This window comes from Paraburkholderia sp. SIMBA_027 (assembly GCF_046535315.1).
In the GTDB taxonomy this organism is placed as follows: Bacteria; Pseudomonadota; Gammaproteobacteria; order Burkholderiales; family Burkholderiaceae; genus Paraburkholderia; species Paraburkholderia tropica.
The window spans coordinates 277535-297330 of record NZ_JAWRWY010000001.1; the positions used below are offsets into that span (position 1 = coordinate 277535).

Genomic DNA, 19796 nt, shown 5'->3' on the forward strand with positions numbered 1-19796 from the left:
ATATGCGCTTGCTTCCTTGCACTGGCGGAACCGCTCCATCGGTTCCGCCAGTGCCGCGACGCCGTGCGGCTAGTTGCCGGCGTGGCCGCTATGAGTCTGATTGAGACGCGCCGACGCAACCGGCGCGGGTTTGAATCCCGACTTCAACTCGCGGCGCAGCGCCACGCGGTCCAGCGCCTTTTCCCAGTTCGCCACCACGATGGTTGCCACGGTATTGCCGACGATGTTGGTGAACACGAAGCCGCTCGACAACGCCTTGTGAATGCCGAGTATCAACGCGATCGATTCGACCGGAATGGTGTTCGATGCGGCCAGCGTGGCGGCCAGCACGGCGATCGCCGCGCCGGAAACGCCCGCCGCGCCCTTCGACGTCAGCAGCAGAACGGCAAGCAGCACCAGTTGATCGTGCCAGCTCATCGGCGTGTTGGTAGCCTGCGCGAGAAATACCGCCGCTGCGGCGAAATAAAGGCAGGTGCCGTCGTGATTGAATGTATAGGCCGTCGGCAACACGAGACCGACCACCGACTTCTCGCAACCCAGTCGTTCGAGTTTGTCGATCAATTGCGGAAACACCGTCTCCGACGAACTGGTGCCGATCACGAGCAACAACTCCGCGCCGATGTAGCGCATCAGACGCAGCAGACTGAAACCATTGACCTTCGCGATCGGCCAGAGAATCAGCAGAATGAACAGCGCACAGGTCAGATAAAACTCCAGCAGCAGTTTGCCGAGCGACATGAGCGTACCGAAGCCGAATTTGCTGACCGTAAAGGCAATCGCGCCGAACGCGGCAAGCGGCGCGATCTTCATCGTCAGGCCGATGATCCAGAACAGCGCGCCGGACACGGACTCGATCAGATTCAACGCCGGTTGCGCACGCTCGCCGATTGCTGCAAGACCGAACGCGAACAGTACCGAAAAGAACAGCACCTGCAACACATCGCCGCCCGCGAAGGCGCTAATCGCCGTGTGCGGAATCACGTTGAGCAGGAACTCGCTCGTCGTCACGACATGATGCGCCTTCGCGACATAGCTATCGACCGCAGCCGAATGCATGCCATGAAGATCGACATTCATGCCGACACCCGGTTTGAGCACGTTGACGACGACAAGCCCCAGCACGAGCGCGAGCGACGTCACGACTTCAAAATAAACGAGCGCCTTGATGGCGACCCGCCCCACTTTCTTGAAGTCGTTGACGCCCGCAATTCCGCTGCAGACAGTGCAAAAGATGATGGGACCGATCAGCATCTGGATAATGCGAATGAACGCATCGCCGAGCGGTTGCAGATTGATGCCGAACTTCGGGAAGAAATAGCCCGTGGCGGTACCCAACGCCATGCCGGCCAGCACCTGGAGCGACAAGTCGCGATAGAACGGACGGCGACCTCTCGGTGGCGAAGCGGTGCCTTTGCCTGGCAGAGCCATGATATCTCCTTGAAAAACAGCGGCGAATTCAGATTCGCTCGAACGCGGGTCACGCGAAAGCCAATCCTTCAGCTTCCGGATTCGCCCAGGATGCGCAAACTATCCGCGAAGATTTCATCGACGCTCAGCTTGCGCGGTAATAACTTCTGCTGCTCGCAATACTTGATCGTCTCTTCGAGCGGCCCGCGCAGCGCGTCATAACCGAACAGCAGTTTGTCGGGCGCGCCGGCGTTCTGCGCGGCGACCGAGTCCTTGCCGCGTTTGAGCAAATCGTACACGGCACGCACCGCCAGCGGATGCGTCCTGGCGAGATCTTCCGTCACGACGACCACGTGATTGATCGGCACATAGCCGTGCCGTGCATACCATTCGCGGTCGGCGGCGGCGGCGTTGTCGATCAGCGGCGTAAAGTCCGGATCGTCGGGCAGATCGTTACCGAGAATGGCGGCGTCGATTTCTCCCGAACGCAACATCGATAAAAGCTGTTTGCCCGGCTCGGCATGGCTGACGAAAGGCGGCTCGGCGTATTCCTCCAGATGGCCCCGATCGAGCGTCACCCAATCGATCTGTTCGAGCGGCACGCCATAGGTTTCGCCGAGGATCGCCCGCACCCACATGCCGGTGGTTTGCGAGTACGCACGCACGCCAATGCGCTTGCCCGCCAATGCGTCGAGCGTGGGCTTGGGACGCGCGGTGCTGCAGATGATGCAGCCTTGCTGGAAACGCGCAGCCACCACGGCAGGCAACAGGATCAGCGGCTTGCCATAGGCCTTCGCCTGCAGATATGTGACGATGGCCAGTTCGCTGACGTCGAATGCCTGACGACGCGCCATCGGCGCGAACGCGTTGTGAATGGGCTCGATTTCGTCGAATACGAGTTCGACAGACGGGTCAGTCAGATCGCCGGCTTTGAGCGCGCGCGTGTGCGCATAGGACTTCAGCGCGACCTTCAATCGCAAAGGTTGGGTTGGGCGGTTCACGTTCAGGATTTCACTTTGCAGGGTGCAGGTTCACGCGGCGAGCGACGGATACACCGCACGCGCCGTTCCGCTGAAAATCGCCTGTTGCGCTTCGGTCGGCAACATCGACAGGCTCTCGCGCGCTTCCGTCAGCAATTGCGACAGTGCGCCTTCGGCCGCGGGGAAATTCGATCCCCATGAAATACGCTTTGCGCCGAACGCATCGAGCACGCGCGGGAAAAACTGCGCCGGCGTCGAGGCGCCTTGCGCGGCGGCGGCGATCGTGCGATTGGTCAGCTTCAGATAGACGCCCTGATGCGACGCGAGGCTGAACAGCGGCGCCGCCGCTTCATAAGGCGGGCCGCCGGCGAGTTCCGGACGCGCCAGATGGTCGAGCAGCACGCGGACATCCGGAAAGCGCGCGAGCATGTTCAGCAGCGCGGGAATACCCTGCGCCGTCATCTGCAGGCAGATCGACACGCCATGGCGCTGCGCATAGTCCCACACCGGATACGAACGTTCGTCATCGAGCCAGCCCGCTTGCCCCGGCATCGTGCTGCCGGTCGTGAACAGGCGCAGACCCGAGAGACCGGCGTCGAGCCAGCGCTGCATTTGCGTGACGGCATCGCTTGCCAGCACATCGATCGAGAACACGCCGGCAAAACGATCCGGGTGCGCGCGCACCGCATCCACGACATAACTATTGTCGTTTCCGTAGACGGTCGACGCCTGCACGACCACGGCGCGGTCGATCCCCGCCTCATCCATCGATGCGAGCAGACCTTCGTAATCGACCGGTCGTTTGGCGGACCACTCCGATTGATGGCCACCCACCGGCGCGAGCGGATAACGTTGCGTATCAGGCGAAATTGCGTGTGTATGCGTGTCGATCACGACGGACATGAAGGTGCTCCTGGCTGAAAATGTCCTGCTGAATTGAACGTTACTGTAAGTGAGATGCCGCGCCAGGACTCAATACGAAGTGAGCCGCAGGCCATCAATTTACGTTAAGCTCAGGGTTTTCTCCTGGTCATGCTGGAGGCTCGATGCAGGTCGATGGACACACATCGCCAGACGATGATCTGGCGCGATTAAGGCGTCTCTTTCTCTTCGACGCGGTGTGCGAAGCGGGCGGAATCGGGCAGGCCGCCATTCACGCCGGCCGCACGCAGCCGGCCGTGAGCATGGCGATCAACAAACTCGAAGCGAGTTTTGATTGCCAGTTGTTCGAGCGGGGATTCGGCGGCAGTGAATTGACGGGCGACGGGATCATCGTGCAGCGGCGCGTGCGGCGCATGCTCGATCAGATGGAGCGCGCGGTGGTCGTGCTCACCGGTCAGTCGGCGGCGAATGCGGCCAAGATTTGCCGGCGCCTGACCGATGCGCAGGTGCGCTGCCACATGGCGATTGCCGAGGGCGGGTCCGCCGCCGAGGCCGCGTTGTCGCTGGGCATCTCCCAGCCCGCGGTGCATCGGGCGGCGCGGCAGCTTGAGCAGAACGTCGGAGTGTCGCTTTATCGCCGCCGCGTTCATAACGTGTCGGCGAACCCCGCCGGCACCGAGTTCGCGCGCTGTTTGAGCCTCGCGCTCTATGAAATCACCCAGGCGGTCGATGAACTCGCCTACGCGCGCGGGCAACTCACCGGCAAGGTGTCGATCGGCGTGCTGCCCTTGCTGCCGCCGCGCCTCGTCGCGCGCGCCATTCAACGGCTGCGCCAACGCTATCCCGCGTCGCGCGTCACCGTCGAGGAAGGGTCCCATGCGCATCTGCTCCGCGAGTTGCGCAGCGGCGGGATCGATTTCCTCGTTGGCGGACTGCGCGAGCCGCGTCTCACCGGCCTGGTCCACGAAACGGAATTGTTTGCCGATCCTTACGTCGTGGCCGTGCGCAAAGGGCACGCGCTGGCAAAGCGTAAATCCGTGGTCCTCGCGGATCTGGCGGACCATGACTGGGTCATGCCGCAACACAACGTGCCGCGCCGCGCGGTGATCGATTCGATATTCGCGCGCTTGCCGGTCAAGCCGCCGTTGGTCGTGGAAACCAGTTCGCTCGCGATGATGCTGGCGATGCTCATGGAAAGCGATTGCCTGACCCTGCTGTCGCGCGCGCAGATTCGCGATGCGTATCCGGGGCGCGAACTCGTCGCCCTGAATCTGGAATTGCCCGGTGCGAGCCGCGCGGTTGGATACACGGTGCGGACCGACTGGCTCGGCACCGCGTTCCAGCAGACTTTTCTCGAACTGCTGTGTGAGGAGAGTGCGATGGAGTCCCAGAACGGGATGTGACGCGGAGGTGTGAAAGCCAATGCTGCGCGATCTGTGGGCGAGCATGATGCTCGAAGACCCTGATGAGTTTTGCCGGATCGTCGCCGACATGGCGGGACGCATCAACGAGGCATCGCTATCCGCATCGCGCTGCCAGGCACCGCACCAATCCGCCATCCCCCATAAGCATCGAACAATAACTTCGTAAGCGCGGCGGCAAAACGCATTATGGTGAGAGACCGTGCGCGACGTCCGCGCGCGTTTTCTCCGTTCCGATTCCATGCCGTCCCAAGTCGATGCGTTTTCCGCCTGGCTGATCGAAGGGCTCGAAGTCACCAGCACGCTGTTTCACGTCGGCCAGTATTGCGGCGCCTGGCAGGCCTCGACGAGCGGTCATCGCCGCGCCAGTTTCCACCTCGTCCTGCATGGCCGCTGCTGGCTGCATCTTCCTGAGCGGGCCGGCCGTCCGGCGCGCAGCGTGGCGCTCGCCGCCGGCGACGCCGTGTTCCTGCTCGACGACGTCGCGCACTGCCTGTCACCGCACGCGCTGCCGCCCGCAGCGGGCGCGGAACACGCCCGTCACGGCGCGATGACGCCGCTCGACGCGGCCAGCCTGCCCGCGCGCGACAGTCTCGGTCTCGCGTGCGGCTTCTTCGAGTTCAAGTCCGGCCTCGACGGCCTGATGCTCGACCTGCTGCCCGATCACGTGATCGCGCGGCACGATCAGCCCGCGCTGCACGGCGCGCGCCAGATCTTCGAGCTGATCCGCGCCGAGGCGCACCTCGATCCGCACACGCCCTCGCCCCTGATCGCGCGGCTCACGAGCCTGCTGTTTCTCTACACGCTGCGCGCGCTCGATTCGAACGACGAACTGACGCCCTGCTTCTGGGCGCTGCTGCGCCGTCCGGCGTTCGCGCCGCTGGTCGCGGCCATCGTCGCCGAGCCGGGGCGGCGCTGGACCACGGCGAGCATGGCCGATTTCGCGCACATGTCGCGCGCGCGTTTCTGCAAGTTGTTCGCCGAACTCTGCGGCCAGCCGCCCGCGCAGTTCCTGACGCTCGTGCGCATGAAGCTCGCGGCGTCGATGCTGAGCACCGGCACGAGCATGCCGGACGCCGCCGAGCAAGTGGGCTATCAGTCCGAATCGGCGTTTGCCCAGGCGTTCAAGCGCGTGACCGGCGTCCAGCCCGGCGCGTGGCGGCGCGCGGCATCGGGCGACGCGGCGCTCGCCGCGCTGCACTAAGTTGCGCTGATCCGAGCCGCGCGCCGCTTCAACGCGGCCCGATCGCGAACCCGTCCGCACCGCGCAAGACAATCCCGCATGAATCGCGGACAGCGGCGCATTGCCCGCGCTTCGCGCCGCGCCCAGAATCGGCACATCGATCCGCTTCTATCCGTAAGGAATCCCATGAGCCGTCTGCCGCTGCACACCGTCGAAAGCGCCCCCGAGGCGAGCCGTCCTTTCCTGGAGCGCTCGCTCGCCGCGAACGGCTTCCTGCCGAACCTCGTCGCCTCGCTCGCGAACGCGCCCGTCGCGCTCGAAACGTATCTGACCGTCGGCGAAATCAATGGCCGCAGCGGCCTGACGCTCGCCGAACGCGAAGCCGTGCAGATCACCGCCGCGGCGATCCACGGCTGCGGCTTCTGCGTCGCGGGCCACACGGCCGTCGCGCTGAAAAAGGCGCAACTGGCCACGCCCGTGGTCGACGCGCTGCGCAGCGGTAGCCCGAGCGGCGACGCCCGCCTCGATGCCGTGGCCGTCTTCACGCGCGACGTGATCGCCACACGCGGCGCGGTGCCGGACGCCGCGCGCGCGGCCTTCGCCGCCGCCGGCTTCAGCGACGCGAACGCGCTCGAAGTGATCCTCGGCGTGAGTCTCGCCACGCTGTGCAACTTCGCCAACAACTTCGCGCAGAACGAACTGAACCCCCAACTTGCGGGCTATCGCTGGAACGCGGACGATTATCTGCATCACGCGACACAGCCCGCCACGGAGCACTCCGCATGACACGCCCCGCCGCGCCCACGCTGCCCGCCGATCTCGCCGCCTGGCTCGACGCGCACGCCGAATCACTCGATACGGACGCCGCGCACGCCGCCGACGTCGTGCCGCGTCTGGGCCGCGCCGGGCTGTTTCGCGTGGGCGTCGCGCCGGAACTGGGCGGCGCGGGCGGCACGACCGTCGACGCCATCGAAGCGATCGCCGCCGTCGCGCGCCACTCGCTCGCGAGCGCCTTCGTGTTCTGGGGGCAGCGCACGTTCATCGAATATCTGCTGCAAAGCACGAACGCCGGCTTGCGCGCGCGCTGGCTGCCCGCGCTGCTGGCAGGCGAGCACGCGGGCGCGACCGGCCTCTCGAACGCGATGAAGTTTCTGAGCGCGATCGAGCCGTTGCAGATGCGCGCCGCGCCGCTCGACGCCGCGCAGACGCGCTTCGCGCTCGACGGCGCGCTGCCGTGGATCACCAATCTGCGTCGCGAGGGCTTCGTGGTCGCGGCGGCGTTCGATCGTCACGACGGCGCACCGCCCGCGATCTTCGCGCTGCCGCACGATGCGCCCGGCGTCGCGCGCAGCGACGACCTCGACCTGATCGCGCTGCGCGGCAGCAACACGGCGGCGCTCACGCTCGACGGCGCCGAACTCGACGCAGGCTGGCTGATTGACGCCGATGCGCGCGCCTTTCTCGTCCGCGCGCGCCCGGCTTTCCTCGGCCTGCAATGCGGCATGTCGATCGGCCTCGCGCGCCGCGCGCTCGAAGCCGTCGAGGAGAGCAGCCCCGCCGTGCGCGCCGCACTCGCCGACGATGCAGCAGCGCTGCGCCACGAACTCGACGCCCTCACCGCGCGCCTCTACGCCGGGGTGACGAGCGGCGCGTTCGTCGCCGCGCCCGCCGCGCAATTCGAATTGCGCATCGGCCTGGCCGCCGTGGTGGACGCCGCCGCGCATCTCGACGTACAGGCGGCGGGCGGACGCGGCTATCTGCGCTCGCACGCGTCGCGCGCCACGCCCAACGACACCGCGCGCCGCAGCCGCGAAGCCGCCTTCGTGCCGATCGTCACGCCGAGCCTCGTGCAACTGAAATCGCAACTCGCGCAGCAGCGGCGCAGCGAGGCCGCATGAACGGCACGAGCGGCCTGAACGGCTTGATCGACATCGCCGGTTCGTCGCCTGAGACGCCGCGTCTGCGGCTGCGCGGCGTCGGCCTGCGCCGCCAGCAACGCAGCGTGCTCGCGAATGTCGATCTCGATGTCGCGCCCGGCGAACTGGTCTCGATCATCGGCGCGAGCGGCGCGGGCAAATCCACGCTGCTGCGCGTCGTGGCGGGCTTGATCGCGCCGCACGCGGGCAGCGTTCAGGTCGATGGCGCGCCGCTCGACGGTCCGCGCCCCGACGTGGCGCTCGCGTTTCAGGACGCGTGTCTGCTGCCGTGGCTGTCGGTCGAGCGCAACGTCGCGTTCGGCCTCGGCTTTCGCAAGCAGCCGAAGCTCGCGCGCCGCGAACGCGATGCGCGTGTGCGCGCCGCGCTCCAGGCAGTCGGGCTCGCGCACGCCGCGCATTTCTCGCCGCGCCAGTTGTCGGGCGGCATGGCGCAACGCGTCGCGCTGGCGCGATCGCTCGCGCGTGCGCCGCGCACGCTGCTACTCGACGAGCCGTTCGGCGCGCTCGACGAAGTCACGCGCGCCGACATGCAGCGCCTGCTCGTGCGCGTGGTGCGCGAAAGCGGCGCGGCGACGCTGCTCGTCACGCACGACATCGACGAAGCGCTGCTGGTTTCCGACCGCGTCGCCGTGCTCGGCCCGGACGGCATCGCGCTCGATCTCGCCATCGCCTTGCCCGAGCCGCGCGCGGATCAGGTCGAAGCGCTCGGCGCGTTGCGCGTGCGGCTCGTCGGCGCTTTGCACGCGAGCATGCATGCCTCGATGCCCGCCTCCATGCACGCGCCGCTGCCTGCCTGAACCGCCGCCACACCTCACCGCTCCGATACACCCAAAGAGGAAGACCACCGCATGTGCCAGCTCCCCATGACCCGCCGCGAGTGGCTCAAGCTCGCCTCGATGTTCACCGTCGCGGGCGCGGCGCCGCTTTTGGGCGCCGCCAACGCGCGCGCGGCCGCCGACGCCGACGCGCCGCTGCGCATCGGCTATCTGCCGATCACCGATGCCGCGCCGCTGCTCGTCGCGCACAACAACGGCTACTTCGAGCAGGCGGGCCTGAAAGTCGAAAAACCGACGCTGCTGCGTAGCTGGGCGCAACTCGTCGAGGCGTTCCTGTCCGGCCAGGTCAACGTCGTCCACCTGCTCGCGCCGATGACGATCTGGGCGCGCTACGGCAGCCAGGCGAGCGCGAAAGTGGTCGCGTGGAATCACGTCAACGGTTCGGCGCTCACGGTCGCGCCCGAGATCGGACAGCTCAAGGATCTCGGCGGCAAGACCGTGGCCGTGCCGTTCTGGTATTCGATTCACAACGTCGTGGTGCAGGACATGCTGCGCGCGCAGGGCCTCACGCCGGTGCTGACGCAGGACGGCGCGCTCAAGCCGAACGAGGTGCGCCTCGTCGTGATGGCGCCGTCGGACATGCCGCCCGCGCTCGCCGCGAAGCAGATCGCGGGCTTCATCGTCGCGGAGCCGTTCAATGCGGCCGCCGAAGCGCTCAAGGTCGGCAAGGTGCTGCGTTTTACCGGCGACGTCTGGCGCGATCACGCCTGCTGCGTCGTGTTCATGCACGAGCGCGATCTGAGCGGACGGCCCGCGTGGTCGCAGAAAGTGGTCGACGGCATCGTCAAGGCGCAGGCCTGGACGCGCGCGCATCCGCAGGAAGCGGCGCAGCTGTTGTCGAAAACCGGGCCGAACCGCTACACGCCGCACGCGGCGGGCATTCTGCAGACCGTGCTCGCGCCCACGGCCGCCGACGAAGGCCGCTATCTCGCCGACCGCGCCATCGTGCACGCCGACTGGCACGAGAAGCGCATCGACTTTCAGCCCTATCCGTATCCGGCCTATACCGAGGAACTCGTGCGGCGGCTCAAGACGACGCAACTGCAAGGCAACGGGCAATTCCTCGCCGCGCTCGATCCGGCTTTCGTCGCACGCGATCTCGTGGACGACCGCTTCGTGAAGAAGAGCATCGAGGCGGTCGGCGGCATGAAAACCTTCGGTCTGCCAGACACTTACGCGCGCACGGAGACCATCGTTGTCTAGCCTCAGCGAAGAATCCGGCGCGACGGGCACACCGGGCGCGCGCGACGTCGCGCCTCGCGCGAACGCCGGCAATCTGCACCGTCGCGCCGCGCGCGTGCTGCTCGGCGTGACCGGGCTCGCGGCGATCGTGCTCGCCTGGTGGATCGGCGTGGCGCTGGTGTCGCGTCACAGCGCGCTGGCCGCGCAGTTCGGGCCGCTCGCGGCATGGCGCACGTTTCCCGCGCTGATCGGCGAGGACCAGTTGCTCACGCATATCGTCGCGAGTCTGCGGCGGATCGGCGTGGGGCTCGCGTGGGCGATGCTGTTCGGCGTGCCGCTCGGCTTTCTGATCGGCCGCTTCAAGGCGCTCGAAACCGCGCTGTCGCCGGCGCTGCAATTTCTGCGCATGATCTCGCCGCTCGCGTGGATGCCGATTGCGGTGATGTCGCTCGGCGTCGGCGATCCGCCGGTCTATTTCCTGCTGACGTTCGCGGCCGTCTGGCCCATCGTCATCAGCACGGCGGCGGGCGTGCAGCAGATCGACGCGCGCTGGGTCCAGCTCGGCGAAAGCCTTGCCGCGACGCGCGCCGAAATGCTCTGGCACATCTACGTGCCCGGCATCGCGGCGCACGTGCTGACCGGCGTGCGGCTCGCCATCGGCATTCTGTGGATCGTGCTGGTGCCCGCGGAAATGCTCGGCGTGAATTCCGGGCTCGGGTTTCTGATTCTCGATTGCCGCGACCGGCTCGCGTATTCGGAACTGATGGCGGTCGTGCTCGTGATCGGCGCGCTGGGCTTTGCGCTCGATACGGCGGCGCGTGCGGTGTATCAACGCTTCGGCGCGGTACGCGAGCGCGTTTGAACTTTTGCATTTGAGCGCGCCGTGTACGCGCTTCGATGCTTATCAGCATTGCTTGGTTGGTGCGCGGCGGTGCCGGTTTTAGAGTGCTCGTTTTGCTCAACGCCGCTCACTGCCACGGACCTGCCATGTTCTCGCGTACCCGCCGTCGTTTTCTCTCCCAGACTTCGTTGCTCGGCGCAGGCGCGCTGCTCGCGCGGTCCGGTTTCGCAGCGACAGCAACGACGTCGGCGTCGACCGTGCGCATCGGCTATCAGAAGTCGTCGACGCTGATTACGGTGCTCAAGACGCAAGGCACGCTCGACGCGGCGCTCGCGCCGCTCGGCGTGACCGTGAGCTGGAGCGAGTTCGCGAGCGGCCTGCCGCTGACCGAAGCGCTCAACGCCGAAGCGATCGACCTCAGCGCCGACGTCGCCGACACCGTGCCGATCTTCGCCCAGGCCGCGCACGCGCGTTTCGTCTATCTCGCCCAGGAAGCGCCTTCGCCGGGCGCGCAGGCGATCATCGTCAAACGCGCGGGCGCGCTGCACACGGCCGCCGATCTGCGCGGCAAGGACATCGCCGTGACGAAGGCGGCGGGCAGCCATTACCTGCTGCTCGCGGCGCTCGCGAAAGCGGGCGTGCCGCCCGACGCCGCGCGCATCCACTACCTGACGCCCGCCGACGGGCGCGCCGCCTTCGAGCGCGGCAGCGTCGATGCGTGGGTGACGTGGGACCCGTATGTGGCGTCCGTCGATCAGGACGCCGACGTGCGGATTCTCGCTGACGGCAACGGACTCGCCTCGTACCAGCGCTACTATCTCGCCTCGACGCGCTACGCCGAAGCGCGCCCCGACGTGCTCGCCGCCGTGTTCGCGCAGTTACGCCAGGCGGGCGACTGGGTGCGCAAGTCGCCGCAGGACGCGGCGCGTCTGCTCGCGCCGGTCTGGGGACTCGACGCCGCCACCATCGAGCGCGCCAACGCGCGCCGCAGCTATCTCGTGCGCCCGGTCGAAGCCGCCCATTTCGGCGAGCAGCAGAAGATCGCCGATACCTTCCGCGCCGCCCGTCTGCTGCCCGCCGCCGTGGACACGGCGCACGCGCAACGCTGGGATTTCAGCGGCAAGCGCGCGGTGGCGATCGGCGCTTGATGATTGATGTGAGGTTTGCGCGGGCGTCGATGCGCCTGTATCGGTTCAAATCGGCTTAGTCTGCCTCTGACGCTCGTGGCGGTGCTTCGGTAAGGTTCGATTCGTCCCGTCGACTCAATCGACCCCTACCGACCTCAGCGGAGCCCGCATGCGCATCGACGCCGTACCTTTTGGCATCACGAACTGGGATACCGTGGCGCCCACGATCCACGCGGGCGAGCGCGGCAGCGCGTCGTGGCGCACGCGCCATTTCGACACGATCCGCGTGCGTTTCGTCGAATACAGCCCCGGCTATGTCGCCGATCACTGGTGCACCAAGGGCCACGTGCTGCTGTGCGTTTCAGGGGAACTGGAGACGGAACTCGCGGACGGACGCCGCTTCGTGCTGACGCCGGGCATGAGCTATCAGGTCGCCGATCACGCCGAGCCGCACCGCTCGTCGTCGCCGAAGGGCGCGACGCTTTTCGTGGTCGATTGAACGCTGCCTGGTGGTCGATAAGCGGCGCGCCGACGTAAAATCCCGTCCACCAAACCGTCATGGATACAAGGAGCGCGCGGTGGCAATCGTTGGCGTCATGGGATCCGGCAAGACCGAATGGCCGGAACTGTCGGTCCCGCTGGGACACTGGATCGCCGGGCAGGGATTCGATCTGCTGACCGGCGCGGGGCTGGGCGTGATGCTGTCGACGGCGCGCGCGTTCGCGACCACGCCCGGACGCAAGGGACGCTCGATCGGCATCATGCCGAGCGAAGCGCATCCGGAGCACGGTTTCGTGCCGCTCGCGGGCTATCCGAATCCGTATATCGACCTGCCGGTGCTCACGCCGCTGCCGCGCAAGCAGCCCGACGCGCCCGCCGACGCGCTGAACCGCAATTACGTGAACGTGCTGACAAGCGACGTCGTGGTGGCGCTGCCGGGCGGTCCGGGCACGCTCGACGAAATCCGCCTCGCGACGCGTTTTGGCAAGCCGCTGATCTGCGTCGGCCCCGAACCGGCTTTCGAGGGCGTGCCGCCCGGCACGCGGATCGTCGGCGAGCTCGAAAACGTTTTCGCGTTCGTGCTGGCCCATACGAGCACTGGCGCCGGCTGATCGCGGCCACGAGCGCAGGCACGGCCGCAGCCACGCCGCTCCGCGACTGAGCGGCGTACGCCGCGATCAGCCGGACGCGCCCGCGCCGAACAGATCGTCGTCGTCCTGATCGGGGTCTTCGGCGTAGAGAACCAGAACGCGCTGGACGTCGCGGACGAACGCTTCCATCGCGTTGAGACATTCCTCGCTGCCCGCCGGGAAATCCTCAGGATTCTTCTTGCCCTGAGCCCGCCGGATCGCGCGGATGCTGGCCTCGAGTGCCCGTGCTTCGGCCCAGATAGGATCGTCCTCGGGAAGTTGGGAAGGTTCGTGCGTCATGCCCGGATTTTCGGCATCCGGCCCACGAACTTTAGACGTCCGCCTCGAATTTAGAGGCGCGCCCCTGGTGCGGCGGCGTCGTGCTGGCATGGTAAACCAGCAGCGGAGTTTGCGCCCGACTGCTACTCGACTTGCGCCTGATCCCCCCCCCCCGCTTTCGCCGCCCGGCCTAGCGCAGCCGATACCCCACGCCGCGCACCGTCACGATCTGCTCCGCGCCGAGCTTGCGCCGCAGCGCATGCACGTGGACGTCGACCGCATTATTGACGACACTCTTGCGGCGTCCATAGATGCGCATGGCCAGTTCGGCGCGCGTGAAGATTCGCAGCGGCTCGTTGACGAGCGCAAACAGCAGACGGAATTCGCTGGGCTTGAGCGCGACAGATTCGGTCTTGACCTGCACCGAACAACGGGTGTGATCGAGTTTCAGGTCGCCGTCCGGGCGGGGATCGGCGTTTTGCTGCGGCCGCCGCAGCAGCACGCGGATACGCGCGCTGAAATCGGCGGGATCGAACGGCTTGATCAGGTAGTCGTCGGCGCCCGCGTCGAGCGCGGCCATCGGGCTTTCTTGCGTATTGCGGCCGATCATGGCGATGACCGGCGCGCTGCCGCCGCGATGCCGGTAACGCCGCAGCATGTCGAGCGCGTCGAGACGCGCGAAGCCGAGCGCGATCAGCACCAGATCGTAGCTGCCATTTTGCAGCGACAATTCGGCTTCGTAGTCGTTGCTCGCCCAGTCCGTTTCATGACCTGCACTGCACATCAATTCATAAATCGGGCCAGCGACCGTTTCGTCATCTTCAAGTAAAAGCAATCGCACAAGCGCCTCCCATCATCGAGTGCGATTTTCTCCGCTCGTGGCTTAGGGGAACCTTAATGCGCGCTTTCGCCGCGATACGAATAAACCCGAATCAACCGGCGCGGGAATTAACCGGTTTATTCAAACGGCTTTTCAAGCGCATTTACAAAGCGGCTTTCACAGCGCCTTTCACAGCGAGCTTCGATCGCGGCGCGCGCCGTATTGCCGCATTGCCGCGAGTTCGTTAGCTATCCTCGCCGCCGCTCTGTGCGCCAGCGCACCCAGCGTTCGCACGATAGCGCGATTCAATTTGAATCCCGCCGGTCACGGGCTTCTAATGCAGGCTGTATTGCGCGTTTTGGCGAAGCACATCGAGGCGCGCCGCGCAGCGCCATTCGCATGGAGACGCTCGTGAAAACAACGCGAATCCTGATCGCCGCGCTGCTGGGCGCGTCGATGAGCGGCCTGCCTTTTAGCGTCGCGCATGCCGACGGCGTGACCGGCGCCGGCAGCACCTTCGCCGCGCCGCTCTACGCGCGCTGGGCCGCCGATTATCTGAAGTCGGGCGGCGGCAAGGTCAGCTATCTGCCGACCGGCTCGACCGACGGCATCAAGCAGGTGCTCGCGCGCGCTGTCGATTTCGCGGGCTCCGACGCCCCGCTCACCGACGATCAGCTACGCAAGGCGGGCTTGCGGCAATTCCCGACCGCCATCGGCGGCGTGGTGCCGGTCGTGAATCTGCCGGGCCTCAAGGCGGGCGAGTTGATGCTGACGGGCGACGTGCTCGCCGACATCTTCCTCGGCAAGATCCAGTATTGGGACGATCCCGCCATCGCGCGCCTGAACCCGAAGCTCAAGATGCCCGACACGCCGATTGCCGTGGTGCGGCGCCTGGACGGCTCGGGCACGACGCTGATCTGGACGCACTACCTGGCGCAGGTCAACCCCGAATGGAAGCGGCGCGTGGGCGAAGGCACGAGCGTGCACTGGCCGCTCGGCATCGGCGGCAAGGGCAACGAGGGCGTGGCGACGTTCGTCGGATATCTGCCCGGCGCGATCGGCTATATCGCCTGGGACTTCACGAAGCACAATCGCCTCACCTATACGGCGATGACCAATGCGGCAGGCGCGGTCGTCGAACCGGGCGCGGCGTCGTTCAATGCGGCGGCGGCCAACGCCGACTGGTCGGGCTCGCTCGATCGGCTGCTCACGAATCAGCCCGGCAAGGAGGCGTGGCCGGTGATGGGCGCGACTTACGTGCTGCTGGGCACGACGCCCGCGAAACCTGGCCGCGACAAGGAAACGCTCAAGTTCTTCGACTGGGCGCTCACGCATGGCGAGACCACGATTCAGGCGCTCGATTACGTGCCCTTGCCGGGCGCGGTCGTGGCGAAGATCCGTGCGCAATGGCACGACGGCGAGACCCGCAACGCCGACGACAACAGCGCACGCAAGTCGATCGCAGGACAGTGAGGCACAGCGAGGTGTCGTGTCGGCGCTTTAGCGCGCGCCTTCGCCCGCCTCGTGATGAAACGCCAGTTCGAGACCGATGCGCTCGCCGCCACGCACGCGGCTGATGGCGTGCTTGAGCGACACGCGATACACGCCCTGCGCGCCTTCGCACGGACGCAGCGAGGTCGCCACCACCGCGAGATCGCCGGGCCGCAGCGGCACCACGATCGGACGCGACTGCATGCGCGGGCGTCGCTCCGTCATCACGAATTCGCCGCCTGTGAAGTCGCGTTGCGGTTCCGAGAGCACGGCAACGACCTGAAACGGAAACACCTCGCGGCCCGCGTCGCGCTGATGCAGCGCCTGCCAGTCCTCGCTGCGCAAACGCGAGACGCTCGATTGCGGCTGCGTTTGCCCCGCCGCGAGATTGGCGTCGAGAAAGCCGTGAAAGTCAGGCGCGAACGCATGCGGCGCGCCGAGCTTCGCGCTCCAGCGATTCGCGATGGGCGCGAGATGCCGGTACAGCGCGTCGCGCCAGGCGTCGAGCGGCGCGGGTAAATCGTCGGCGAAATAGCGGAGTTCGCCGCGCCCGAGATCCAGTGTGTCGAGCGCGACGCGGCTGCGATAGCACCGCGCATCGGCCTGCATGAGTTCGCGCCCGAGCGCGAGCGCTTGCGTCGCGTCGAACCCGTCCGCCAGCACGGCATAGCCTTCGTCGTTCAATTGCGCTTCGACGGCGTGCCAATTCCGATTATCGATATTCATGTTGATCCGGCATCCGTTCGATTCAGCGCGCGTCGTGAAAGATCAAACCGACCGTGTAGCGATGTCCGCTACGCACGACGCTCACGCCATGCCGCATCGCCACCTTGCGAATGCCACCTCGCTTTCCCGCCGCCGCGCGATGATGCACGGCGAACACCACGGCGTCGCCTTGCCTGAGCGGCACGACTTCGGCGCGCTGTCCGTTCGACGCGGATTCCGTCATCACGAACTCGCCGCCCGTGAAATCGCGGCCCGGCTCGGAAAGCAAAATGGCGACCTGCAACGGGAACACCTGATCGCCGTACAGGTCCTGATGCAGACAGTTGTAATCGCCGCTGCCGTAACGCAGGATCAGCGGCGTCGGACGCGTTTGTCCGGCGCGATGGCAGCGCGCGAGAAAGGTGTCGAGATCGCGGGGATACGCTGCATTGGTATTTGGGTCGATACCAGGTTGCGCGTTCCATCGATTCGCGATGGGCGCGAGCCGCGCATAGAGCGCGTGACGCAACTCGTCGAGCAAAGGCGGCAACGGATACGCGAAATAGCGATACTCGCCGCGCCCGAAATTGTGGCGCGCCATCACGATGGTCGAGCGAAAACGCTGTTCGTCCGCGTAGAGCGCGATCAGCGCTTCGCACTGCGCGGGCGTGAGCAACGCAGGCAGGATCGCGTTGCCGTATCGGTCGAGCGATGTGGCGGCCGCTTGCCAGGCGATGGCGCGCTCGTCCGCCTCGCCTGATTCATCCGCTTCGTCCGCTTCATCCGATTCGTGCGGCGTGAAATCGAAGCCATCCTGCACTGCATAATTCATGGCGCGTCCCTGAAAAAGCCCCAAGCCGTTTCAGCGAAAGTCTACGCGCAATGCTCGCGGATCGAACTCCGCTTCTTGCGTTCTTCCTCGCCCAGAATCTCCGGTTCAAGCCCGCGCGCGCTGACGCCACAGGATCGCGCCATACACGATGCCCGCCGCGAGACTCGTGCAGCCCGCGTAATAGACGAGCCCCATCGCCCAGCCCGCCTCGCCCACGATCATGCGCAGCGTGATGACGAGCGCGCACCATCCCGCGATCCTGAAGCCGCGCGTGCGCCCGGCGTCGAGCGTGCGTCCGAGCACGGCTTGCTGATGCCGCTCCATGCCCAGCGCGAGAAACGCGAACGCCATCACGCACAGCCCCAACGTCAGCCCGACCATCACGCTTCCTCCTCTTGCGGCAGCGTCGCCGTCGCGCGCTTGCCCGCCGCTTTCTCACGCGGACGATGCGTCGCCGTGCGCCACGCGAGCGCGGCATGCAGCGCCGCCAGCGCCCACATCATCAGATCGAAACCGGCGAACACGAAGTCGCCTTGCGCGACGCTGCGCCAGAACGGACGCTGCGTCGTGAGCGCGTTGAGCACCGGCAGGAGCGCGAGCAGCGCGGCTGCCAGCCAGAGCAATTCGATCCACGCACGCTTCGCGGGGCGCACGAGCGCGTAGAGCAGCGTCGCGGCCCAGATCGCGAAGAAGGCGTTGATTTCGGTATCGGCGCGATGCGGCAGCGCCACCGGCAGCAGCCGGTTGCTCCACAGATACCCCGTCATGGCGATCGACAGACCCGCGATGCTGGCGATATTGAGCCGCTCGACGAGGCGAAAACCGAAGTACGGACGCATCGGATCGGGCAGCTTCTGGCGGCGCTTGACGGTCCACATGACGAGGCCCGTGCCGACCATCGCCGTGCCCGCCAGACTGACGATGAAATACAGCCAGCGCGCCGGCAGATCGCCGAAGCGGCCCATGTGCAGCGCGTAAAGCACGCCGCGCGTTTCGGCCGCGCCGCCGACGTGGTCGTGCGTTTCGAGCAGCTTGCCGCTCACGCCGTCGAACAGCAGATATTGCGGACTCACCGACACGCGCAGCGCCTCGCCGCGCGAAACCGCCACGCGTGCGCTCGCATCGCCGGGATTCGTCACCGTCACGCGCAGCACGTTGTTTTCGCCCCAGCGCGCCTGCGCCTCGCGAACCTTCCGGTCGACGTTCGCGAGCGGCGCGGCCACGCCTTGCCGCTTGCCGGGGCGGATGAACGCATTCAGTTGCGCGGCGACTTCCTGACGCTGCGCCGCCGACTTGAGCGCGACCTCGCCCGCCCACGGCATGTACATCGTCATCAGCGTGACGAGGCCCGTGTAGGTGATCATCAGATGGAACGGCAGGCCGAAGACCGACAGCGCGTTATGCGCGTCGAGCCACGAGCGCTGGCCCTTGCCCCAGCGGAACGTGAAGAAGTCGACGAAGATTTTCTTGTGCGTGATCACGCCGCTCACGATGGCCACCAGCATGAACATCGCGCAAAGGCCCGCGAGCCAGCGGCCCCACATCACCGGCATGTAATAGAACTGGAAGTGGAAGCGGTAGAAAAACTCGCCGCCGAGCGTGTCGCGCGCCGTGACCGCGTGGCCCGTCGCCGGATCGAACACGCCTTCCTGGAACATGCCTTTTTGCTCCGAGCCGGGCGGCGTGCGCCAGAACGCGCTGGCGAGATTGCTGCGCGCGGTCGGCAGTTGCACGCTCCATTGCGTGGTGCCGTCGGCGAGCGTGGCGAGCGTCGTGGCCACGCGCTGCGCGACTGCGGCCGGATCGGGCACCTGTTGCTGATGCGCCAGCTCGGGGCGCATCCATTGCGAAATCTCTTCCTTGAAGTAGCTGACCGTGCCGGTCAGGAACATCGCGTACAGCAGCCAGCCGACCAGCAGCCCCGCCCACGTGTGCAGATCGGACATGCTCTGGCGCACGCCCTTGCTCTGTGTTCCGGTCGATTTCGTCGATTTCGCCGATTTTGGGGCGCGACCGTTATCGCGCACTTGCGGCGTTGCGTCGTTGGGATTCGCCATCACTTTGCGCCTCCGGCCGACGTCCAGACGGACCACGACGCCAGCAACAGCGGCACCGCCGCGATCAGCAGCCCGCCCCAGGCGCGCCGCGCGCTACGCGCGAGAAACACGCCGATCACAACGCAGGTGTAGACGACGAAGCTCGCCAGCATGCCTGTGATGACGCCTTGCGGCGCGGCAATCGGCAACGCGAGCGCCGCGACGCTCGTGAGCGCGGCCAGTGCGTAGCCGCCGACAATCGCCGCGAGGATACGCGAGACGAGCGGCGCCACCCGGCGCACCTGGGCCAACGCCGCGCTCATGGGCGACGGGCCGCGGCGGCGGGCACAAAAGTCAGCAAATCGGCGAACGACTCGAACAACGGCAGGTGAAACAACACAGGCATGGCGGTGATCGTGAAAGCGGAAAAACGGAAAGCGGCGAGCGGCGAGCGGCGAGCGGCGAGCGCCGCAATGATCTCGTAAGTTGCGCGCGTTCGCCAGCAAATGCGCATTGCTGCGGATTTCGCCGCGTTCGGCCGGTGCCGACGGTTCCATCCGTCAGCCCGGCGAACGTGCGCGCTCATCTTTCATGACACGCGAGCGACCCGAAAAGGGACAGCCGCGCGTCCGCCTTTCTGTAACGGCGCATGACACGGGCCGCCGCCCGTGTCCGCTTCGGTGCGCGCATCGGTGCCAACTTCCCTG

At 66.5% G+C, this 19796-nt stretch carries 22 protein-coding genes; 11 read left to right on the plus strand and 11 right to left on the minus strand.

Going from position 1 to position 19796, the window contains the following annotated elements; translation table 11 throughout:
• Positions 1-69: 69 nt before the first annotated feature.
• The 3 genes from dctA to SB764_RS01150 form a co-directional block, all read right to left on the minus strand.
• Positions 70-1428, minus strand: a complete 1359-nt coding sequence (gene dctA / locus SB764_RS01140) for a C4-dicarboxylate transporter DctA (RefSeq protein WP_065062866.1) — start codon at positions 1426-1428, stop codon at positions 70-72.
• Between the two features lie 68 nt (positions 1429-1496).
• On the minus strand, positions 1497-2408 hold the full coding sequence (locus tag SB764_RS01145; RefSeq protein ID WP_410862376.1) for a hypothetical protein: 912 nt from the start codon (positions 2406-2408) through the stop codon (positions 1497-1499).
• A gap of 30 nt (positions 2409-2438) precedes the next feature.
• Entirely contained in the window at positions 2439-3290 is an 852-nt protein-coding gene (locus SB764_RS01150; RefSeq protein ID WP_410862378.1) for an amidohydrolase family protein, read from the minus strand.
• A gap of 143 nt (positions 3291-3433) precedes the next feature.
• On the opposite strand from SB764_RS01150, the gene SB764_RS01155 reads away from it, so the two are divergent.
• The 10 genes from SB764_RS01155 (at position 3434) to SB764_RS01200 (ending at position 12908) form a co-directional block, all read left to right on the plus strand.
• Positions 3434-4672 (plus strand): LysR family transcriptional regulator, encoded by a 1239-nt coding sequence (locus SB764_RS01155; RefSeq protein ID WP_124261908.1) that lies wholly within the window; start codon positions 3434-3436, stop codon positions 4670-4672.
• A 259-nt stretch (positions 4673-4931) separates the two neighbouring features.
• Positions 4932-5894, plus strand: coding sequence for an AraC family transcriptional regulator (locus SB764_RS01160; protein ID WP_321892313.1), 963 nt, complete (start codon positions 4932-4934; stop codon positions 5892-5894).
• Positions 5895-6059: 165 nt separating this feature from the next.
• Complete coding sequence (locus SB764_RS01165) at positions 6060-6659, plus strand: carboxymuconolactone decarboxylase family protein (protein WP_410862380.1); 600 nt, start codon at positions 6060-6062, stop codon at positions 6657-6659.
• Positions 6656-7771 (plus strand): acyl-CoA dehydrogenase family protein, encoded by a 1116-nt coding sequence (locus SB764_RS01170; protein WP_065062856.1) that lies wholly within the window; start codon positions 6656-6658, stop codon positions 7769-7771. Before SB764_RS01165 ends, SB764_RS01170 begins: the two co-directional genes overlap by 4 nt.
• Positions 7768-8607 carry an ABC transporter ATP-binding protein gene (locus SB764_RS01175; protein ID WP_410862382.1) on the plus strand — a complete coding sequence of 280 codons (840 nt, stop codon included), beginning with the start codon at positions 7768-7770 and terminating at the stop codon, positions 8605-8607. The genes SB764_RS01170 and SB764_RS01175 overlap by 4 nt, the downstream gene beginning before the upstream one ends.
• Before the next feature lie 51 nt (positions 8608-8658).
• Positions 8659-9849, plus strand: coding sequence for an ABC transporter substrate-binding protein (locus SB764_RS01180; RefSeq protein ID WP_065062853.1), 1191 nt, complete (start codon positions 8659-8661; stop codon positions 9847-9849).
• Complete coding sequence (locus SB764_RS01185) at positions 9842-10690, plus strand: ABC transporter permease (RefSeq protein WP_080180088.1); 849 nt, start codon at positions 9842-9844, stop codon at positions 10688-10690. The genes SB764_RS01180 and SB764_RS01185 overlap by 8 nt, the downstream gene beginning before the upstream one ends.
• Positions 10691-10815: 125 nt before the next feature.
• Entirely contained in the window at positions 10816-11817 is a 1002-nt protein-coding gene (locus SB764_RS01190; protein WP_410862384.1) for an aliphatic sulfonate ABC transporter substrate-binding protein, read from the plus strand.
• 148 nt (positions 11818-11965) lie between these two features.
• On the plus strand, positions 11966-12295 hold the full coding sequence (locus SB764_RS01195) for a DHCW motif cupin fold protein (RefSeq protein WP_065062849.1): 330 nt from the start codon (positions 11966-11968) through the stop codon (positions 12293-12295).
• A gap of 79 nt (positions 12296-12374) precedes the next feature.
• The gene (locus SB764_RS01200) at positions 12375-12908 is read left to right on the plus strand and encodes a DNA-binding protein (RefSeq protein ID WP_410862386.1); all 534 of its coding nucleotides are present in this window, start codon (positions 12375-12377) and stop codon (positions 12906-12908) included.
• Positions 12909-12974: 66 nt separating this feature from the next.
• On the opposite strand, the gene SB764_RS01205 is transcribed toward SB764_RS01200, so the two are convergent.
• Positions 12975-13226 (minus strand): hypothetical protein, encoded by a 252-nt coding sequence (locus SB764_RS01205; RefSeq protein WP_065062845.1) that lies wholly within the window; start codon positions 13224-13226, stop codon positions 12975-12977.
• 169 nt (positions 13227-13395) lie between these two features.
• Positions 13396-14046, minus strand: coding sequence for a response regulator transcription factor (locus SB764_RS01210; protein ID WP_065062843.1), 651 nt, complete (start codon positions 14044-14046; stop codon positions 13396-13398).
• 390 nt (positions 14047-14436) lie between these two features.
• Here SB764_RS01210 and pstS point away from each other — a divergent pair, with 390 nt between their 5' ends.
• Complete coding sequence (pstS, locus tag SB764_RS01215; RefSeq protein WP_408583681.1) at positions 14437-15498, plus strand: phosphate ABC transporter substrate-binding protein PstS; 1062 nt, start codon at positions 14437-14439, stop codon at positions 15496-15498.
• A gap of 27 nt (positions 15499-15525) precedes the next feature.
• Here pstS and SB764_RS01220 read toward each other — a convergent pair whose 3' ends face one another.
• The 6 genes from SB764_RS01220 to SB764_RS01245 form a co-directional block, all read right to left on the minus strand.
• Positions 15526-16242, minus strand: coding sequence for a 2OG-Fe(II) oxygenase (locus SB764_RS01220; RefSeq protein WP_410862389.1), 717 nt, complete (start codon positions 16240-16242; stop codon positions 15526-15528).
• 22 nt (positions 16243-16264) lie between these two features.
• Positions 16265-17053, minus strand: coding sequence for a 2OG-Fe(II) oxygenase (locus SB764_RS01225; RefSeq protein ID WP_321855772.1), 789 nt, complete (start codon positions 17051-17053; stop codon positions 16265-16267).
• 105 nt (positions 17054-17158) lie between these two features.
• A complete protein-coding gene (locus tag SB764_RS01230) occupies positions 17159-17434 on the minus strand; it encodes a DUF3325 domain-containing protein (protein ID WP_183040684.1) in 276 nt (91 codons plus the stop codon).
• Positions 17434-19110, minus strand: a complete 1677-nt coding sequence (locus SB764_RS01235) for a PepSY-associated TM helix domain-containing protein (protein WP_410862391.1) — start codon at positions 19108-19110, stop codon at positions 17434-17436. Before SB764_RS01235 ends, SB764_RS01230 begins: the two co-directional genes overlap by 1 nt.
• Positions 19110-19412, minus strand: coding sequence for a DUF3649 domain-containing protein (locus SB764_RS01240; protein ID WP_074987215.1), 303 nt, complete (start codon positions 19410-19412; stop codon positions 19110-19112). Before SB764_RS01240 ends, SB764_RS01235 begins: the two co-directional genes overlap by 1 nt.
• Entirely contained in the window at positions 19409-19675 is a 267-nt protein-coding gene (locus SB764_RS01245) for a hypothetical protein (protein WP_410862393.1), read from the minus strand. The genes SB764_RS01240 and SB764_RS01245 overlap by 4 nt, the downstream gene beginning before the upstream one ends.
• Positions 19676-19796: the final 121 nt, after the last annotated feature.

Excerpts from the sequence above, each read along its gene's own strand:
- dctA (WP_065062866.1), bottom strand. The coding sequence starts at position 1,428 with ATGGCTCTGCCAGGCAAAGGCACCGCTTCGCCACCGAGAGGTCGCCGT.
- SB764_RS01150 (WP_410862378.1), bottom strand. The coding sequence starts at position 3,290 with ATGTCCGTCGTGATCGACACGCATACACACGCAATTTCGCCTGATACG.
- SB764_RS01155 (WP_124261908.1), top strand. The coding sequence starts at position 3,434 with ATGCAGGTCGATGGACACACATCGCCAGACGATGATCTGGCGCGATTA.
- SB764_RS01160 (WP_321892313.1), top strand. The coding sequence starts at position 4,932 with ATGCCGTCCCAAGTCGATGCGTTTTCCGCCTGGCTGATCGAAGGGCTC.
- SB764_RS01165 (WP_410862380.1), top strand. The coding sequence starts at position 6,060 with ATGAGCCGTCTGCCGCTGCACACCGTCGAAAGCGCCCCCGAGGCGAGC.
- SB764_RS01170 (WP_065062856.1), top strand. The coding sequence starts at position 6,656 with ATGACACGCCCCGCCGCGCCCACGCTGCCCGCCGATCTCGCCGCCTGG.
- SB764_RS01175 (WP_410862382.1), top strand. The coding sequence starts at position 7,768 with ATGAACGGCACGAGCGGCCTGAACGGCTTGATCGACATCGCCGGTTCG.
- SB764_RS01180 (WP_065062853.1), top strand. The coding sequence starts at position 8,659 with ATGTGCCAGCTCCCCATGACCCGCCGCGAGTGGCTCAAGCTCGCCTCG.
- SB764_RS01190 (WP_410862384.1), top strand. The coding sequence starts at position 10,816 with ATGTTCTCGCGTACCCGCCGTCGTTTTCTCTCCCAGACTTCGTTGCTC.
- SB764_RS01195 (WP_065062849.1), top strand. The coding sequence starts at position 11,966 with ATGCGCATCGACGCCGTACCTTTTGGCATCACGAACTGGGATACCGTG.
- SB764_RS01205 (WP_065062845.1), bottom strand. The coding sequence starts at position 13,226 with ATGACGCACGAACCTTCCCAACTTCCCGAGGACGATCCTATCTGGGCC.
- SB764_RS01220 (WP_410862389.1), bottom strand. The coding sequence starts at position 16,242 with ATGAATATCGATAATCGGAATTGGCACGCCGTCGAAGCGCAATTGAAC.
- SB764_RS01225 (WP_321855772.1), bottom strand. The coding sequence starts at position 17,053 with ATGAATTATGCAGTGCAGGATGGCTTCGATTTCACGCCGCACGAATCG.
- SB764_RS01230 (WP_183040684.1), bottom strand. The coding sequence starts at position 17,434 with ATGGTCGGGCTGACGTTGGGGCTGTGCGTGATGGCGTTCGCGTTTCTC.
- SB764_RS01235 (WP_410862391.1), bottom strand. The coding sequence starts at position 19,110 with ATGGCGAATCCCAACGACGCAACGCCGCAAGTGCGCGATAACGGTCGC.
- SB764_RS01240 (WP_074987215.1), bottom strand. The coding sequence starts at position 19,412 with ATGAGCGCGGCGTTGGCCCAGGTGCGCCGGGTGGCGCCGCTCGTCTCG.
- SB764_RS01245 (WP_410862393.1), bottom strand. The coding sequence starts at position 19,675 with ATGAGCGCGCACGTTCGCCGGGCTGACGGATGGAACCGTCGGCACCGG.